A 17,370-nucleotide genomic window follows, 5' to 3' on the forward strand; every position below is an offset into this window, starting at 1 on the left:
GGTGCTTATGGAATTTCGATTACTGCCGGATGCACTGGAATGCAGGGAATCCGAACGCTGGGTCAAGCTCGGGGGTTATATCAACGTGCTGGCTCGAACCCGCTCTTCAGATCAGAGACGCAGCTACGGCATTTTACTGGAGTGGAAGAACCTGGACGGTGTTCAGTTGCAAGATATTGTCCTCATTCGGAATCTCCAGGGTGATAACAGCAGGCAGGTTCGGGAAATGCTGCTCGACTCAGGCTATCCATTGGAGCTAAACCCTCACGCTTGGCCACGTATCCAGCGTTATCTACTCGATGAGATCCAACGTGCGGAACCTGCGATCTGTGTTGAACGAACCGGGTGGCATCAAGAAGGTTTTGTCACTCCTGGCTGGAGCGCCCACAGAGATCGCACAAAGTTGTACCTGCTCCGCAAGGGGATGGATATGGAACTGCGGTCATCTGGCTCGCTGGAACAGTGGCAGGAAGAAATTGGCGAGGTCTGCATTGGTAATCCGCTGCTGATTTTTTGCTGTGGAGCCGCTCTGAGTGCACCTCTGCTCAGCAGCTCAGGTGTCGAAAACACGATTTTCCACATATATGGTGATTCAGGGTCAGGCAAATCTACGGCCTTGAAGGTCGCAACGTCAGTGCTAGGTGATGAATCGATCATGAGAACATGGTTGAGTACTGCGAATGGTCTAGCTGCGGCCGCAGCACTTCACCACGATGTCCCCCTCTTTCTGGATGAATTATCTCAAGCAAGGGCCGAGGATGTGGATGCTGCCGTCTACTCCATATGCAACGGTCGACCCAAGCTTAGAGCCAACGAAACTGGCCAGCTGGCCATAGGCGAACCTTGGCGAACCATTGCCTTATCTAACGGAGAGGTGACACTGGAGGAGCATATGGCGCAACTGGGTAAAGTACCGCTGGCTGGACAGCTGAGTCGGGTGGTTGAAATACCCGCTGTTGGTCAACACGGCGTGTTTGATACGCTCCATGGTCACAATGGGCCAGATTTGCTGGCAGATGAATTGCAGCGACGCTGCAAGCGTTACTATGGCTCCCTGTTTTCAGCATGGATAAATCGACTAGCTGGCTACGATGAAGCTGAACTCACTCGCAAGGTTTTGCAGCACCACTCGTATCGCTGTGCACTCATGAAGGAGAATGCCGAGACTCTCTTGGGCTACCATATTAGCCCCCAGGTGATGCGGGTAATTCGTCGGTTTGCCCTAGTTGAGGCCGCATTGGTCATGGCTAACCAGTTCAATCTCCTGCCGTGGCTCGATCACCATTCTGCGAATGCTGTTGAGCACTGTTTTAATCTATGGCTAAAAAACCGCGGTCATGGTCTGGACACTGAGGATTACCGGCTGTTCTGTATGCTGAAAGCAGCCATACAGGGCTGGGGTCCGTATATAAGACCCCTGGAAGGCCGACTGAGCTCTAGTGTTGGTTACAGTCGAACGTATCAAGGGGAGTCGCAATGGTTAGTCAAAACTGACGTGCTGAAACAAGCGCTGAATTTGCGCCCTCAATACCGCTCACAGATGCTGCGATTAGTAAAAAGAGATTGGTTGCAATTCAATGAGTTAGATAGATTGACTCTCAAAGTCGTACAGGAGAAAAAATCGGCCCGCTATTTTGCCATCTGGCCAGAACGTATCAAGAGAGGCCTGACCGAGCTGGAGGTGGATTAATGGATTTCCCGGTTTTCCCAGTTCCACCGACTCTGTTGTGAGGTGACAGCATGCAAACCGTTTTTATGCTCTTGGCGCAATACGAGAAACCTGTCGTGCCGCTTAAAGACATTTGTAGTGACTATTTTGGTCTGTCATATCAAACAGCCAGACAGCGGGCAAATGCCGGGATGTTACCCATCCCAACGTTCAGAACCAGCCAAAAGAGCGACTATCTAGTGCACCTGACTGACTTGGCCAACTATATAGATCAGCAGAGGGAGAAAGAAACACGCAGGTTAATGGCGATCACGAAGATGGAGGCTCGAAGATAATCTTCTGGAAGGGCAAGCCCGCGAATCGCGGGCTTTTTTCATTTTTTGTCTTTGTCAGTGGTCTGGGTCAGGTGGTAGACGCTCCTGCCAGCACAGCAAACAGCTCAAGGAAGGCACATAGGCAGAACCGAATGACGATGCTGCTACCCATGTTCCCTCCTATTCGCTCTTAAGATCTCGAGTGGGTATAATCAAATGGCCACCAACATCAACATAACCTGTTGATGATGTTGACTTTTGTCTTTAACGAACAAAGTTGTTGGGACATATTCGCAGAGTAGACAAGAAGAGCTGAAAGGCTTGAGAAAACCCCTGATTAAAGCCGTTTTGGCAGCCACCTGCCCCATATCTGCCCCATGGAAATTGAAGGCCACGCCTGGTAAGGGCTAGAGAAAAAATCTCACCAATCCAGCATGGGGGCGATGGAAAAACGCTGCGCCTGCATAAAAATCATCCGGGTTGGCTAAACAAAGGGGCCGGATTTTATCACAACGTGAGGCAGCCCCAGAAAATGAATTTTGTCGCCGCGCCACTGGGGGCCCTGTGATAGTATCCGGCTAATAAAAAGGGTATTTGCGTGATCATGAATCAAGACCAACTTTTACAACGAGCCGAACGACTCTGCGAACAACGCGGGATCCGCTTCACCCCTACCCGGCGCCAGGTTTTCACTCTGCTGGCTGCTCACGGCAACGCCATCAGCGCCTATGATTTGTTAGCCCAGCTGCAGCAAACCGAGGCTCATGCCAAGCCGCCTACTGTCTATCGGGCACTCGATTTTCTGCTCGAACAGGGCTTTGCCCACAAGGTGGAGTCGCTCAACGCCTTCATATTCTGTTGTCACTTTGACCATGCCCACCCGATGCAACTGCTGATCTGCGATCGGTGTGGCGAGGTGGTCGAACTCCATGACACGGCGATCGACAGCGCGTTTTCCGAGCAGGCCCATCAGCATGGTTTTACTATTACCAATAAGACAATAGAGGCACATGGCCAATGTGCTCGCTGTACGCCCACCGTAGGAAATCAACATGAAGGCTGATTTTGTAAACCCGTTCCTGCTTTCCCTGCTCAATGTGCTCTCCACCATGGCACAGTTGGAGCTTAAACCGGGTAAACCCAAGCGCAAGATGGATGAGCTGGCGCGAGGGGATGTCTCAGGCCTCATCGGCATGGTGGGCCCGCAGACCCGTGGCTCGCTTTCCATCAGCTTCGAGAAGGGGTTGGCGCTCGAGATCATGCGTCGCATGCTGGGGGAGGCCCCCGCCACCATCAATGAAGAAGTGACCGACATGGTGGGCGAGATCACCAACATGGTCACCGGTGGCGCCAAGCGTATGCTGGGGGAGAAAGGCTACGAGTTCGATATGGCGACCCCCATCATAGTCTCGGGCCCCAACCACACCATCACCCACAGGGCCGATGGCACCAAGATCATGATGCCGTTCGAGTCAGATTATGGCCGGGCCACCATCGAAATCTGCTTCGAGTAACCCTATGTGGAAAGCGCTGAAATGGTTCTTCATCGGTTGGACTCTGCTGCTCATACTGTCTGATATCCAGATCAACACCTCGCTCTACAAGTACAACGACAACAAGGTGGTGGTGAGTTTTCCACGCTGGCAGGCAGACAGGCCCTGGGGCACCTTCCAGTGGCATGCCGGTCGGGTCGAGACCCACTGGTATGGCCTGGAAGGCAGGCCCAAACCGGTAGAGCCTCTGCTGTGAAGTCGACGACAAAATCAGAAAATGAAAGAGGCCAGCATATGCTGGCCTCTTTTTTATTGGTTTGAGAGTGATCAGGCGGTTTCGGCAGCCAGCTTCTCGCTGGAACGCGTCACCATGCCAAGGCTACAGGCCAGCAGAGTCGGCAGCAACCAGGCGAGGCCCTTGTCAAACAGCGGCAGGAAGGCGAAGGCATCCATCTGCATGCCGGCGGCTCCCAGCCCGTCCAGACAGCCGAACAGAAACGCCACCAGCAGCACGGCGCGAAACGCCAGTCGTGGCCGGCCAAAATAACCCTGTACAAAGGTCACCAGCACCAGTGCGATGGCGACCGGGTAGATGGCGACCAGCACCGGGATGGAGAGGCTGATGAGCTGACTCAGCCCGACGTTGGCCACCAGGATGGAGACACATCCCATCAGCAGTACCCACTTGCGGTATGTCCAGCCGGCCAGACCGTGGAAGTAGTCGGCGCTGGCGCAGAGCAGGCCGACTGCGCTGGTGAAGCAGGCCAGGGTGATGATGGCGGCCAGGATCAACTGGCCGTAGTGGCCGAACAGGCTCAGTACATAGGCGTTGACGATGGCGCCGCCATTGTCGACGTTGGTGACCACGCCCGCCGCGCTGTTGCCCAGATAGAACAGGGAGATGTAGACCGCCGAGAGGCCAACTGCTGAGATGAGGCCGGCGATGGTCAGGTACTTGAACTGGCTTGGGTAGTCCTCGATACCCCTGCGTTGCAGCAGACCGATGATGAGAGCACCGAACATCAGCGAGCCGAGAGTATCCATGGTGTTGTACCCCTCCAGCATCCCCTTGATGAACGGCGTATCCGTGTAGTCGCCGCTGGCCTCTGGCAGGGTGCCTTGCGGGTCAACCAAGACCCCGACCGCCAGGATCAGCAACATCACCATCAAGACAGGTGTCATGTACTTGCCCACCGCATCGAGCAGCCTGCCCCGATCCAGCGATACCATGATCACCAGCGCGAAGAAGAGCAGGCTGTAGAGCAGCAGTCCGTGTTGGCCGGCTTCGCCTAGCCAGGGTTTGAGCCCCATTTCATAAGCCACCAGCCCGGTGCGGGGGGTGGCAAAGGCCGGCCCCATGATGATGTAGATGGCGATGGCCAGCGCCGTGGCCGCCCAGGTCGGCAGATAGCGGGTCATCGCCGTCCAGCCGCTGCTGCCTTGTCCAGCGCTGCCTCTGGCAACGGCGACCAGCGTCAGCAGAGGGAGACCCACAGCCGTCAGCAGAAAGCCGACCATGGCTGGCATCAAATGTTCACCGGCCATAAAGCCGGCGAGCGGCGGAAAAATGATGTTGCCTGCCCCCAGATAGAAGGCAAACGTCATAAAACCCAGTCCAAATACGTCGGACAACTTAAGTGATTTCGTCAAACCTGACCTCATCTGCCTTATCAGCTTGTTCTTGTTGATTGCACCCACTGCCTGGCAGATAACCGGATAACAATGCTTCCCTCTCCTCCACGATGAGCACATCGGCGAAGGAGCACTCTTCTGAGCATAAAGAAGAGAAATTTGATCTCAATCACACATTAATATTTTGAAACAATTTAATTGGCCAGAATAAATCACCGATTAGCCAGCGGTTGGCATCAGTGAAGGCGGTCGACATGGCGGCAGGGGCTGGCCGCAGGAAAGGGGTAACGGGTGGTAGAAGGCTGTTGACAGACAAACAAATGAGCCTGCGCAAGGCAGGCTCTTTGAGATGGACGGGAGTGAAATCAGGCGGCTTCGGCAGCCAGCTTCTCGCTGGAACGCATCACAACGCCAAGGCCACAGGCCAGCAGGGTCGGCAGCAACCAGGCGAGGCCCTTGTCAAACAGCGGCAGGAAGGCGAAGGCATCCATCTTCATGCCGGCGGCGCCCAGGCCATCCAGGCAACCGAACAGGAAGGCGACCATCAACACGGAGCGGAACACCAGGCGCGGGCGACCGAAGTAACCCTTCAGGAAGGTAACCAGCACCAGGGCCACGGCGACCGGATAGATGGCAACCAGCACAGGGATGGAGAGGCTGATCAGCTGGCTCAGACCCACGTTGGCGACCACGGCGCAGATGGCACCCAGCAGCAGCACCAGCTTCTTGTAAGCCACACCCGTGAGGTTGTGGAAGAAGTCGGAGCAGGCGGAGATCAGGCCCACGGCGGTGGTGAAGCAGGCCAGGGTGATGATGGCCGCCAGAATGAACTGACCCGGCTGGCCGAACAGGCTCAGCACGTAGGCGTTGACTATGGCACCGCCATTGCTGACGTCGGTGGCGACGCCGGCAGCCGTGTTGCCCAGCTGGAACAGGGAGACATAGACCACGGACAGGCCGATGGCGGAGATGACGCCGGCGATGGCCAGATACTTGAACTGGCTCTTATAGTCGTGAATGCCTTTCTGACGCAGCAGATCGACGATCAGGGCGCCAAACATCAGGGACGCCAGGGTGTCCATGGTGTTGTAGCCTTCCAGGATCCCTTTCACGAAGGGGCCGTTCTGATAGTCACCGGACGCGGCCGGCATTGTACCTTGCGGCGCGACGAAGACGCCGATGGCCAGGGTCAGCAACAGCAGCATCAACACCGGGGTCAGGTACTTGCCGATGGCATCCATCAGCTTGCCCTGGTTCATGGAGACCAGTACGGCGATCCCGAAGAAGATCACTGTGTAGGCAGCCAGACCGGCCTGACCCATGTCGCCAATGAAGGGCTTGAGGCCCATCTCGTAGGCCACCAGACCGGTTCGGGGAGCAGCGAAGGCCGGGCCAATGATGATGTAGATGGCGACCGCCAGTGCGGTTGCCAGTCCGGCAGGCAGCAGTTTGGTCATGCCGGCCCAGCCATTGCCCGCCTTGGCGACGGCGAGGATGGTGATGAGGGGCAGGCCCACGGCGGTCACCAGGAAGCCCAGCATGGCCAGGGAGAGGTGCTCGCCAGCCATGTAGCCGGCCAGCGGCGGGAAAATGATGTTGCCGGCGCCCAGATAGAAGGCAAAGGTCATGAAGCCCAATCCGAGTACATCGGATAATGTGAGTGATTTCGTCAAGTTCAACCTCGTCTGTCTTGTAAACTATTGCTTGTTATAGTTTTTTATTGGTCAGTGACCAGTGTTGTGCCGGGGTAAAAAAAAGGAGCCCCGCTTGTTTTTTCATCGCAACCAGTGGTTTTAGCTGGTCTGGAGCGGGCGCTCGTTTAAGAGTCAGCATAATGGTGTGAAAAAATAGTTCAAGACGAAATTTACATCTTCAAATAGAAGGGGTGGGTCAGTTGGATGTATCTGTCGGAATAGGCTCCATCAGCAGAATGGATCACAATCTCATCCTGCTCACACCTGCTTAATCCTCTGCCAAGTAGCAATAAAACACGATTTGCCTCTTTGCCTGCCCTGGTGATAACAGCTGTATAACAAACGCCATGCAGATCATAATCCGCCGAGATGTCTAAAATTTCATCGGCCATGGCGGTCGGCAGCACCAGGGCTACCTGTCCGGTGGCGCTCAGCAAACGGTGGCACGCAGCCAGCAAATCCCGGCTGTCGAGTGCTCCTGTATGGCGGGCCAGCGCCCTAGCCGGATCGCTGAATGACTGGCCTGCCACGAAATAGGGCGGGTTGGAGACGATGAGATCGTAGGGAGGGGCCTGATAGTCCTGAATGGCGTTTTCCACTATGTTGACCCGTGAGACCCAGGTGGAGGCCGCCACGTTCTCGCGCGCCTGCGTCGCTGCACCCATATCCAGTTCCACCCCGTCGATGAGGCAGTCGGCATGGCTGCGCTGGGCCAGCATCAGGGCGATCAGGCCGCTGCCGGTGCCAATGTCCAGCACCCGGCGGGCGTCGGTAACCGGAGCCCAGGCGCCCAGCAGTATGCCGTCCGTGCCCACCTTCATGGCGCAGCGGTCGTGCTCGACGTGAAACTGCTTGAAGGTAAAACCACTATTTCGTCCCATCTGACCCCCACCATATGCCGGCTACACAGAAAATGGTCGGCGATTATAGCGACTAAGCCACAGTCACCATAGGAGCCGACGACATAATCGCCTATAATCTGCCGTTTCCTTAATGACCGAGTATTGCCATGAGCCAGTCCTTTGATGATTTCGACCTGAATCCAGCCCTCAACCGGGCCTTGGCCGAGATGGGATTCACCCGCCCCACCACCATCCAGCAGATGGTGCTGGAGCCAGCCCTGGACGGCCGCGATATTCTGGCATCCGCTCCGACCGGCACCGGCAAGACGGCTGCCTTCCTGCTGCCCGCCCTGCAACATCTGCTGGACTTCCCGCGCCGCAAGCCGGGCCCATGCCGCATGCTGATCCTGACCCCGACCCGCGAACTGGCCCTGCAGGTCACCGCCCACGCCAAGGCGCTGGCGGTGCACACCAACCTCAGCATCGAGACCATCATCGGTGGCGTCAGCCACGACGAGCAGCTGCCTGCCCTGACCAAGACCACCGACATAGTGGTGGCGACCCCGGGTCGTCTGCTCGAGTACATAGAGAAAGAGGAGTTCGAGAGCCACGACATCGAGGTACTGGTGCTGGATGAAGCGGATCGCATGCTGGACATGGGCTTCATCAAGGATGTGAACCGTATCGTGGCCGAGGCGCGCTATCGCAAGCACACCATGCTGTTCTCCGCCACCCTGGAAGGGGCCGGTCTCGAGAAGTTTGCCAACGAGATCCTCAACGAGCCGGTGGAGCTGCATGCCGAGCCGCCCCGCAGCGAGCGTCGTCCCATCACCCAGTGGGTGCATCTGGCCGATGACGCCGCCCACAAGCTGGCCCTGCTGGTGCATATCCTCAAGGATCCGGAAACCCAGAAGGCCATCGTCTTCGTCAGAACCCGTGAACGGCTGGCGGAGCTCTCAGGCCAGTTGCAGGCGGCCGGCGTCTCCTGCGCCTGGATCCGGGGCGAGATGGAGCAGAGCAAGCGCATCGAATCGATTCGCAAGTTCCATGCGGGAGAAGTGCCCTTCCTCATCGCCACCGACGTCGCCGCCCGTGGCATCGACTTGCCCAACGTCAGCCATGTCATCAACTACGACATGCCTTATGGCACAGACGTCTATGTGCACCGTATCGGTCGGACCGGCCGCGCCGGCAACCGTGGCTGCGCCATCAGCCTGGTGGAAGCCCACGACATGGGCATGGTCGCCAAGATAGAGCGTTACACCGAGGAGCGTCTCAAGCGCCGGGTGATCGACGAACTGCGTCCCAAGCACAAAGAGGCGCGGGTACCGGTGAAGAAGAAAAAGCCGAAGGATGGCAAGAAGAAGAACGCCAAGAAGAAAAAGAAATAAGCTCATGCCTGCTGCAACGGCCATCCTCGGATGGCCGTTTTGCTTGCTGCCTGCGGTGAATGTGGCTGTGTTCGCGGATCGCGCGCAGAAAAAAGCCGACGCATAGACGTCGGCTGATAAAAAGTGCTTACAACAGAGGATTCACGTATTCAGACCCGGGGATCCTGAATTTGGTTCCCTCTTTCTGTAATTAATTTTCGGCGCGTTTAAACATCAGAGTCTGAGCGTCGGACTCTTCTGGCACGAAGTAGTAACCATCGACGTTGAAGCCGGTCAATTGTTCCACCTCGGTCAGCCGGTGCTTGATGATGTGACGGGCCATCATGCCGCGCGCCTTCTTGGCGTAGAAGCTGATGATCTTGAACTGGCCGTTCTTCTCGTCCTTGAACACCGGGGTGACGATCCGCCCTTGCAGGCGCTTGGGTCGTACCGACTTGAAATACTCGTCGGAGGCCAGGTTGATCAGCACCTCATCCCCCTGGGCCGCCAGCGCCTGGTTGAGTCGCTCCGTGATGATGTCCCCCCAGAACTGATAGAGATCCTTGCCACGCGCGTTATCGAGCCGGATCCCCATCTCCAGCCGATACGGCATCATGAGATCGAGCGGGCGCAGCACGCCGTAGAGGCCGGACAGCATGCGCAGGTGCCCTTGGGCGAAGTCGAGATCCGCTTCGCTGAAATCCTCCACCGCCAGACCCGTGTAGACATCCCCCTTGAAGGCCAGCAGTGCCTGGCGGGCATTGCCAGGATGGAAGTCGGGTTGCCACTGGGCGAAGCGGGCGGCGTTGAGACCGGCCAGCTTGTCGCTGATCTTCATCAGGCTGGCGATCTGATCCGGCGTCAGCTGGCGGGCCCGGGTGATCAGCTCGGCCGAGTGATCCAGCAATTCGGGTTGGGTGAAACGGGAGCTCACCAGAGGCGACTCGTAATCCAGCGTCTTTGCCGGGGAAACCACAATCAGCATAACGATCCTTTATAGCGGTGACACACGCCCCTCATTCATCCAGGGTGACGTTGTCGAGTGTGCCTGCACCCAGCTGTTCACGGCCTGACAGCTTGATCAGCAGTCGCAGGTCGTTGGCCGAGTCGGCATGGGCAAGGGCCTCACTGTAGCCAATTTGGCCGGCACAGAACAGGGTGAACAGCGCCTGATCGAAGGTCTGCATGCCGAGCTCGGTGGACTTGGTCATCACCTCCTTGAGGCGATGCATTTCCCCCTTGCGGATGATGTCGGTGATGAGCGGGGTGTTGAGCAGCACCTCGAAGGCCGCAAAACGGCGGCGACCGTCCACGCTCGGCAGCAGTTGCTGGGCCACTATGGCGCGCAGGTTGAAGGAGAGATCGAACAGGAACTGGCGGTGTTTCTCCTGCGGTACCAGGTGGAGGATGCGATCCAGCGCCTGGTTGGCATTGTTGGCGTGCAGGGTGGCGAGACAGAGGTGACCCGTCTCGGCAAATTGCAGCGCAAACTCCATGGTCTCCTGGCTGCGGATCTCGCCGATGAGGATCACGTCCGGCGCCTGGCGCAACGAGCTCTTCAGCGCCACGTCGAACGACTCCGTGTCTATCCCCACCTCCCGCTGGGTGATCAGGCTGCGGCCGTGCTGGTGCACGAACTCCACAGGATCTTCCACCGTCAGGATATGGCCATCGGCGTGCTGGTTGCGAAACCCTATCATGGCGGCCTGGGTGGTGGACTTGCCCGCACCTGTGGCGCCGACGAACAGCACAAGCCCGCGCTTGGCCATGGCCACCTCCTGCAAGATGGGGGGCAGGGTCAGCTCGTCGAAGGTCGGGATCCGGGTCTCGATACGGCGCAACACCATGCCCGGCAGATCCTGCTGCCAGAAGGCGCTGACCCGAAAGCGGCCAAGATCCTCGCGGTGGATGGCGTAGTTGGCTTCCTTGGTGCGGATGTAACGCTCGAAGTGATCCTGGCTTAATGTCTCCTTGACCAGGGTCAGGGCACTCTTCTTGTCGAGCGGCTCTCCCCCCAGGGACTGCAGATGGCCGTTCACCTTGAGGGTGGGGGGCGTGCCGACCGTGATGAACAGATCCGAACCTTTGCGTGCGACCAGTTCGGTCAACAGGGCATCCAGACTCATAACGACTCCTTCCTTAGATTCGTTGTGCTTAAACGCTATTGGGGTCGACCGCCTTGGCCTTGGCATCCAGGGAGGCCACCACGCCACGGCTGACCAGCTGCTTGAGGCTCTGATCCATGGTCTGCATGCCGTGGGTCATCCCGGTCTGGATCACCGAGTAGAGCTGGGCGATCTTGTCTTCCCGGATGAGGTTGCGCACCGCGGGTATGCCCATCATGATCTCGTGCGCCGCCACCCGGCCACCGCCGATCCGCTTGAGCAGGGTCTGGGAGATGACCGCCCGCAGGGATTCGGAGAGCATGGATCGCACCATGTCTTTTTCCGCGCCGGGGAAGACGTCGATGATACGGTCTATGGTCTTGGCCGCCGACGAGGTGTGCAGGGTGCCAAACACCAGGTGGCCCGTCTCGGCCGCCGTCATGGCCAGGCGTATGGTCTCGAGGTCACGCATCTCACCTACCAGTATGATGTCAGGGTCTTCCCGCAGTGCCGAGCGCAGGGCGTTGCTGAAGCTCTTGGTGTCGCGGTGTACTTCCCGCTGGTTCACCAGGCAGCGCTTGTTCTCGTGCACGAATTCGATGGGATCTTCGATGGTGAGTATGTGGTGGTGGAAGTTCTCGTTGATGTAGTTGACCATGGCCGCCAAGGTGGTCGATTTGCCCGAGCCGGTCGGCCCTGTCACCAGCACCAGGCCGCGGGGGTATTCGGAGATCTTGCGAAAGATCTCGGGGGCATCGAGATCCTCCAGACTCAGCACAGTGCTGGGGATGGTACGGAACACGGCGCCCGAACCGCGCGATTGTTGGAAGGCGTTGACCCGGAAACGGGCCAGGTTGGGCACCTCGAACGAGAAATCGACCTCGAAGTTTTCCTCCAGCTCCTTGCGCTGGTGGTCGTTCATTATGTCGTAAATGAGGGCATGCACTTCCCTGTGTTCCAGGGCGGGCAAATTGATCTTGCGAACCTCGCCATCAACCCGGATCATCGGGGGAACCCCGGCCGAGAGGTGTAGATCCGAGGCTTTATGCTTTACACTGAAAGCCAATAACTCTGTGATATCCATAGATTTGTCATTCTCCCATCACAAGATCACTAACGAAATATGAGCCAGATTGCCCAGCACCTGCTTCAGGTAAAGGAGCGTATTGTACAAGCCGCGAGCCAGTCGGGTCGTTGTGTCGATCACATCCACCTGCTTGCGGTCAGTAAAACCAAGCCACTTGAGGCCATTTGCGAGGCCTATGCCGCCGGTCAACGCCGCTTCGGTGAGTCCTATGCCCAGGAAGCGGCCACCAAGATAGATACACTGCGCGAGCGGGCCCTCTGTGCAGACATAGAGTGGCACTTTATCGGCCCGCTGCAATCGAACAAGTCCAGGCTGGTGGCCGAACGGTTCGACTGGGTACAGAGCGTGGACAGAGACAAGCTGATCGAGCGCCTCAACAACCAGCGTCCTGCCGGGTTGGCGCCGCTAAATGTCTGTCTGCAAATCAATATTAGCGGAGAGAGCAGCAAATCCGGAACGTCGGAGCAAGAGATTTTCCGGCTGGCCGAGCTGGTCTCCCGCAGCGAACGGCTGGTATTGCGGGGGCTGATGGCCATCCCGGAACATACCAGTGACGAGGCGGTATTGGCCGCCCAGATGGTGCGCATGCAGACTCTGTTCACCGAGCTTGCGCGACAATACCCGAGTGTCGATACCCTCTCGATGGGCATGACAGAGGATCTTGAGCTGGCGATCGCCCATGGCAGCACCATGGTGCGGGTCGGTACCGCCATCTTCGGTGCCCGTGACTATTCATAAGCAAGACCACCTGATGCAATATGGAACCCTCGCCTTCATCGGCGCAGGCCGTGCCGGTATCAGCAGCTATTTCAGCAACAGGAGTGTTTGATGCAGCAGAGAATCCTCGCCTTTATCGGCGCAGGCAACATGAGCCGCAGTATCATTGCCGGCCTGCTCCAGGCGGGTTATCCGGCCGAGCGTATCATAGCCGCCAATCCCAGCCGTCCCAAACTGGACGCGCTGGCGAGCGACTACGGCATCCGCATCACCCAGCATAATGCCGAGGCGGCTCGTGAGGCTGACGTCATAGTGCTGGCGGTCAAGCCCCAGTTGATGGCCGGCATGCTGAGCGCACTGGTCGATGAGCTGGGGTCGCTGGCGGGCAAGCTGCTCATCTCCATCGCCGCCGGCATCAAGGTGGCACGCCTTGGCGAGATGGCGGGCGGTCACGCTCGCATCATCCGCACCATGCCCAACACTCCCTCCTTGCTGGGATTGGGCATGACAGGCCTCTATGCCCCCCCCGGGGTTGAGCAGGCCGATCGCGACTTCGCCGAGCAGATGATGCAGGCCGTGGGCAAGACCCTCTGGGTGGCGCAGGAGTCTGGCATCAACGGCGTCATAGCCGCGGCGGGCAGTGCCCCGGCTTACTTCTTCCTGTTCATGCAGGCGATAGCCGAGGAGGCGCAGGCCATGGGCTTCTCGCCCGAGCAGGCGCGCCTGCTGGTGCAGCAGACCGCCCTTGGTGCCGCTGCCATGGTGGAGCAAAATCCCGATTTGTCGCTGCAAACCCTGCGCGAGCAGGTGACCAGCAAGGGAGGCACGACCGCCGAGGCCATCAAGACATTCCAGGCGCAGGGGCTGATGCCGCTGACCGCTCACGCCATGCAGGCGGCCGTCGCACGGGCCGCCGAGATGGAAACTCTTTTCTGAACACTCTTCTCTTACCGCTGGAGCTCAGATGAACACAGCTTATTTTCTGATTAACACGATTTTTGATATCTACCTCATGGTGGTGCTGCTGCGCGTCTGGCTGCAGTGGGCCCGCGCCGATTTCTACAACCCCATGAGTCAGATGGTGGTCAAGGTGACCAATCCGCTGGTGATACCGCTGCGCCGGGTCATTCCGGGCTTCGGCGGGCTGGACATGGCCTCGGTGCTGCTGGCGCTGATCATCGCCTTCGCCAAGCTGGCGCTGCTCAAGAGCATGAACGTGCTGCTGGCCGACTGGCTCACCCTCAGCCTGTTTGCCGCCCTGACCGTGCTGAAGAAAGCGGGCTCCATGATCTTCTGGGTGCTGCTGGTTCGCGCCATCCTGAGCTGGGTCAGCCAGGGGCGCAATCCCATCGAATACGTGATGCACCAGCTGACCGAGCCTTTCCTTGCCCCCATTCGTCGCATTTTGCCGGCGCTGGGCGGGCTGGATCTCTCCGTGCTGGTCGCCTTTATCGGGCTGCAGGCCATAAACTATCTGTTGGGTGATCTGTTCGGCCAGCTGTGGTGGATGATTTGATGCCAGCCGTCCTGCGGGAAGGGGATGAGCTGATATTGCATCTGATGATCCAGCCCAAGGCGAGCCGGGATCAGATCGTCGGACTGCACGGTGAGGAAGTGAAAGTGGCCATCACGGCGCCGCCGGTGGATGGCCAGGCCAACAGCCACTTGATCAAGTATCTGGCCAAGCAGTTCAAGGTGGCCAAGGGGCAGGTTCGCATAGTGCGCGGGGAGCTGGGGCGGCACAAGACGGTTGCCATCGAGGCGCCCAGGCAGATCCCTGCCGAGATCAGTGCCCTGCTGGAGACTCAGGGTTAACACGAGAAGGATGACACCATGAAAACAGCCTGGATAAGCTGCCTGCTGGCACTGCTGATGACCTTGCCGCTGCGGGCGGAACAGATGAAGGAGCTGGGCCCCTGGCAGGTGCACTACAGCGCCTTCAACTCCAGCTTCCTCACCCCGGACGTGGCCAAGGCCTACGGTCTGGAGCGCAGTCGCTACAACGGAATCATCAATATCGCCGTACAGAACAAGCAGGGCGTGGCGCAGGCGGTAGGTATCACGGGCGAGGCCAAGAACCTCACCGGCACCCTGCGTACCCTGACCTTCCAGGAGGTCAGGGAGGGAGACGCCATCTACTATCTGGCGGTGCTGCCCTATCGCAACGAGGATACCTACCAGTTCACCCTGAAGATCATGGGGGAGGGGCAGCAACAGACGCTGACCTTCCAGCAGACCTTCTACGTCGACTGAGGCTGTTGCCCTGCTTGCCGAATGAAAAAGCCCCGAACTCAGGTTCGGGGCTTTTTCATGGGGTGGCGTCAGCTGGCCGGGGCGAAGTCGTGGATCTCGCCCGAACGCGGAGTGAAGCGCGGATCCTGATCCCGGTTGTGCTCCACCCACTCCATGGTCTGGCAGAAGCTCTCTTGCCTGGCAAACTCGTCGCGCACCTGATCGATGGCCCGCTCGGCGCTGCGCCGTTCCATCTTGCTCGCCTTGCGATCGCTGAACTGTTTTTGCTGGGCCAGCATCCAGTCCGTGAATGCCTGACGGCACTGCGCCTCGCTGGCCGCCTGGGCGGGCAGTGTCATCAACAGGGCGATCATCAATACATAGCGCATAACAAACCGACGACGATAGGGTGGGGACAGGGTGAAAGGGCGGCATTCTAGGCCGAAAACATGAGCATGAACAGGGGGGAATGGTGGGGGCCGGCATGGCCGGCCCCGGGCAGGATCAGTGCTTGATGAGGTAGAGCTGGCGGCTGTAGGCCACGTCTTCCGGGTTGTTGATGGGGTAGCCCTTGAGCCAGGGCTTGATCAGCCGGGCGTTGGTGTATTGATAGATGGGAGCGATCGGCGCCTCATCCTGCAATATGGTTTCGGCCTGATCGAACAGTCGGGCCCGCTCGCGGGGATCCTGGCTGCTGGCCGCCTTGGTCAGCAGGGCATCGTAGCCGGCGTTGGCGAAGCGGGCCATGTTGCCGCTGTGGTGGGAGCCCCACAGGCCGAGGAAGGCGGAGGGGTCGTTGTAATCGGCCACCCAGGAGGAGCGGATCACCTCGAACTGGCCGCTCTGGCGGCTGTCGAGATAGGTTTTCCACTCCTGATTGGTGAGCTCGACCTGGGCGCCCAGTTTCTGCTTCCAGAGGTTGGCGATGGCCAGCGCCATCTTCTTGTGAATTTCCGCCGTGTTGTAGAGCAGGGTCAGCTTGAGTGGCTTGCCCGGGCCGTAACCGGCCTCCTTGAGCAGCGCCTTGGCCTTCTCATCCAGCGCCTGCTGGCTGCTGCTGGAGAGCAGGTTGGCCTTGGGCTCGAAACCGGCCACCACGTCCGGGGTGAAGTGATAGGCCGGTTTCTCGCCCGTACCCAGCACCTTGGTGGCGATGAGGCCGCGGTCGATGGTGTAGGAGAGCGCCTTGCGCACCCGCACATCGTTCAGCGGCGGCTGTTGGGTGTTGAAGGCGTAGTAATAGGTGCCGAGTTGATCCGGGGTATGGACCTCCCCCGGGATCTGCTGCATCAGCTTGTGATACTGCTCCTTGGGGAAAGACTCTGTGATGTGCAGATCCCCTGCCAGGTAGCGGTTGGTGGCGGCGGTTTCCTGGTTGATGGGCACGAAGGTGACCTTGGTCAGCACCGTATGGGCGCGATCCCAGTAATAGGGGTTGGGAGTCAGCTCCAGCTTCTCGTTCACCACCCGGTGGCTCAGCACGAAGGCGCCGTTGCCGACCAGCTTGCCGGGCTGGGTCCACTGGTTGCCATATTGCTCCATGCTGGCCTGATGCAGCGGTGACAGGCTGGGGTGGGTCAGCAGGCTCAGGAAATAGGGCACAGGCTGGGAGAGGGTCACCTGCAGCGTGTGCTCGTCGAGCGCCTTGACCCCAAGCTCGCTGGGGGCCAGCTTGCCGGCCACTATCTCGTCCACCTTGTCGAAGCGGGCCAGCTGGGCAAACCAGGCGAAGGTCGCGGCCTCTTTCGGATCAACCAGTTTGCGCCAGCCGTAGACGAAGTCGGCGGCCTTGACCTTGTCGCCGTTGGACCAGCGCGCATCCGGTCGCAGATGGAAGGTAAACTGCTGATTGTCCTTGTTGTCCCAGCTGGCGGCGACGCCTGGCAGCACCTTGCCGTCCGGCCCCTGGGTCAGCAGCCCCTCGTAGAGATCCCGCAATACCTGCAGTTCGGGCAGGCCGACCAGTTTGAGCGGGCTCAGGCTCGCCGGTTCATCTTTCAGATGACGTACGACGGCCTGTTCGGCAGCGAGTTGAGTGCCGGGCGGAACATCGGCGGCCTGGACACAGGCACAGCCCAGCAGGGCCAGCAAGGGACTCCATCCTTTCATGGTTGATCCTTCAAATAGTGTGAAGCGGGGAGAAAACTCGGCGAGAAATGATCGCCGGCAGACGGGAAATCATGATATCCCGTTTGCTGGTCAGACCGCCAGTATG

General features: G+C 58.8%; 19 protein-coding genes. 11 read left to right on the forward strand and 8 right to left on the reverse strand.

The window, feature by feature from the left end; genetic code table 11:
* The first annotated feature begins 7 nt into the window (after nt 1-7).
* The 5 genes from ACM3N8_RS14945 (at nt 8) to ACM3N8_RS14965 (ending at nt 3,732) form a co-directional block, all read left to right on the forward strand.
* A complete protein-coding gene (locus tag ACM3N8_RS14945; RefSeq protein WP_416016272.1) occupies nt 8-1,690 on the forward strand; it encodes a DUF927 domain-containing protein in 1,683 nt (560 codons plus the stop codon).
* Between the two features lie 65 nt (nt 1,691-1,755).
* Nucleotides 1,756-2,004 carry a pyocin activator PrtN family protein gene (locus tag ACM3N8_RS14950; protein WP_416016306.1) on the forward strand — a complete coding sequence of 83 codons (249 nt, stop codon included), beginning with the start codon at nt 1,756-1,758 and terminating at the stop codon, nt 2,002-2,004.
* Between the two features lie 583 nt (nt 2,005-2,587).
* Nucleotides 2,588-3,046: a zinc uptake transcriptional repressor Zur gene (zur, locus tag ACM3N8_RS14955; protein ID WP_080741192.1), complete on the forward strand. Its 459-nt coding sequence runs from the start codon at nt 2,588-2,590 to the stop codon at nt 3,044-3,046.
* Nucleotides 3,036-3,497, forward strand: coding sequence for a chemotaxis protein CheX (locus ACM3N8_RS14960; RefSeq protein ID WP_016351979.1), 462 nt, complete (start codon nt 3,036-3,038; stop codon nt 3,495-3,497). The genes zur and ACM3N8_RS14960 overlap by 11 nt, the downstream gene beginning before the upstream one ends.
* 4 nt (nt 3,498-3,501) lie before the next feature.
* On the forward strand, nt 3,502-3,732 hold the full coding sequence (locus ACM3N8_RS14965) for a hypothetical protein (RefSeq protein WP_043554511.1): 231 nt from the start codon (nt 3,502-3,504) through the stop codon (nt 3,730-3,732).
* A gap of 71 nt (nt 3,733-3,803) precedes the next feature.
* Here ACM3N8_RS14965 and brnQ (ACM3N8_RS14970) read toward each other — a convergent pair whose 3' ends face one another.
* The 3 genes from brnQ (ACM3N8_RS14970) to ACM3N8_RS14980 all read right to left on the reverse strand — a co-directional run bounded on the left by brnQ (ACM3N8_RS14970) (nt 3,804) and on the right by ACM3N8_RS14980 (nt 7,683).
* Nucleotides 3,804-5,081 (reverse strand): branched-chain amino acid transport system II carrier protein, encoded by a 1,278-nt coding sequence (gene brnQ, locus ACM3N8_RS14970; protein ID WP_052449149.1) that lies wholly within the window; start codon nt 5,079-5,081, stop codon nt 3,804-3,806.
* 392 nt (nt 5,082-5,473) lie between these two features.
* Complete coding sequence (gene brnQ, locus ACM3N8_RS14975) at nt 5,474-6,781, reverse strand: branched-chain amino acid transport system II carrier protein (RefSeq protein WP_290018594.1); 1,308 nt, start codon at nt 6,779-6,781, stop codon at nt 5,474-5,476.
* 191 nt (nt 6,782-6,972) lie between these two features.
* Nucleotides 6,973-7,683, reverse strand: coding sequence for a tRNA1(Val) (adenine(37)-N6)-methyltransferase (locus ACM3N8_RS14980; RefSeq protein WP_378081230.1), 711 nt, complete (start codon nt 7,681-7,683; stop codon nt 6,973-6,975).
* 128 nt (nt 7,684-7,811) lie between these two features.
* On the opposite strand from ACM3N8_RS14980, the gene srmB reads away from it, so the two are divergent.
* The gene (gene srmB / locus ACM3N8_RS14985; protein ID WP_043142402.1) at nt 7,812-9,035 is read left to right on the forward strand and encodes an ATP-dependent RNA helicase SrmB; all 1,224 of its coding nucleotides are present in this window, start codon (nt 7,812-7,814) and stop codon (nt 9,033-9,035) included.
* A 190-nt stretch (nt 9,036-9,225) separates the two neighbouring features.
* On the opposite strand, the gene yaaA is transcribed toward srmB, so the two are convergent.
* From yaaA to tapT, 3 genes are read right to left on the reverse strand one after another with little or no spacing between them, the layout of a single operon-like run.
* On the reverse strand, nt 9,226-9,999 hold the full coding sequence (yaaA, locus tag ACM3N8_RS14990; RefSeq protein WP_043142400.1) for a peroxide stress protein YaaA: 774 nt from the start codon (nt 9,997-9,999) through the stop codon (nt 9,226-9,228).
* A 31-nt stretch (nt 10,000-10,030) separates the two neighbouring features.
* The gene (gene tapU, locus ACM3N8_RS14995) at nt 10,031-11,140 is read right to left on the reverse strand and encodes a type IVa pilus ATPase TapU (RefSeq protein ID WP_043142397.1); all 1,110 of its coding nucleotides are present in this window, start codon (nt 11,138-11,140) and stop codon (nt 10,031-10,033) included.
* Between the two features lie 28 nt (nt 11,141-11,168).
* Entirely contained in the window at nt 11,169-12,203 is a 1,035-nt protein-coding gene (gene tapT, locus ACM3N8_RS15000) for a type IVa pilus ATPase TapT (RefSeq protein WP_005320466.1), read from the reverse strand.
* A gap of 39 nt (nt 12,204-12,242) precedes the next feature.
* On the opposite strand from tapT, the gene ACM3N8_RS15005 reads away from it, so the two are divergent.
* The 5 genes from ACM3N8_RS15005 (at nt 12,243) to ACM3N8_RS15025 (ending at nt 15,176) form a co-directional block, all read left to right on the forward strand.
* The gene (locus tag ACM3N8_RS15005) at nt 12,243-12,944 is read left to right on the forward strand and encodes a YggS family pyridoxal phosphate-dependent enzyme (protein ID WP_290018599.1); all 702 of its coding nucleotides are present in this window, start codon (nt 12,243-12,245) and stop codon (nt 12,942-12,944) included.
* Nucleotides 12,945-13,034: 90 nt separating this feature from the next.
* Nucleotides 13,035-13,859 (forward strand): pyrroline-5-carboxylate reductase, encoded by an 825-nt coding sequence (gene proC / locus ACM3N8_RS15010; RefSeq protein WP_378081233.1) that lies wholly within the window; start codon nt 13,035-13,037, stop codon nt 13,857-13,859.
* A gap of 28 nt (nt 13,860-13,887) precedes the next feature.
* A complete protein-coding gene (locus ACM3N8_RS15015; RefSeq protein WP_043142388.1) occupies nt 13,888-14,439 on the forward strand; it encodes a YggT family protein in 552 nt (183 codons plus the stop codon).
* Entirely contained in the window at nt 14,439-14,738 is a 300-nt protein-coding gene (gene yggU, locus ACM3N8_RS15020; protein ID WP_043554521.1) for a DUF167 family protein YggU, read from the forward strand. The genes ACM3N8_RS15015 and yggU overlap by 1 nt, the downstream gene beginning before the upstream one ends.
* Before the next feature lie 18 nt (nt 14,739-14,756).
* The gene (locus ACM3N8_RS15025; RefSeq protein ID WP_043142382.1) at nt 14,757-15,176 is read left to right on the forward strand and encodes a DUF4426 domain-containing protein; all 420 of its coding nucleotides are present in this window, start codon (nt 14,757-14,759) and stop codon (nt 15,174-15,176) included.
* A 68-nt stretch (nt 15,177-15,244) separates the two neighbouring features.
* On the opposite strand, the gene ACM3N8_RS15030 is transcribed toward ACM3N8_RS15025, so the two are convergent.
* Both ACM3N8_RS15030 and ACM3N8_RS15035 read right to left on the reverse strand, forming a co-directional pair.
* The gene (locus tag ACM3N8_RS15030) at nt 15,245-15,544 is read right to left on the reverse strand and encodes a hypothetical protein (RefSeq protein WP_103472542.1); all 300 of its coding nucleotides are present in this window, start codon (nt 15,542-15,544) and stop codon (nt 15,245-15,247) included.
* A 115-nt stretch (nt 15,545-15,659) separates the two neighbouring features.
* Nucleotides 15,660-17,264: a peptide ABC transporter substrate-binding protein gene (locus tag ACM3N8_RS15035; protein WP_416016273.1), complete on the reverse strand. Its 1,605-nt coding sequence runs from the start codon at nt 17,262-17,264 to the stop codon at nt 15,660-15,662.
* Between the last annotated feature and the right edge of the window lie 106 nt (nt 17,265-17,370).

Source organism: Aeromonas sp. A04 (assembly GCF_047780465.1).
GTDB classification, from domain to species: Bacteria; Pseudomonadota; Gammaproteobacteria; order Enterobacterales; family Aeromonadaceae; genus Aeromonas; species Aeromonas bestiarum.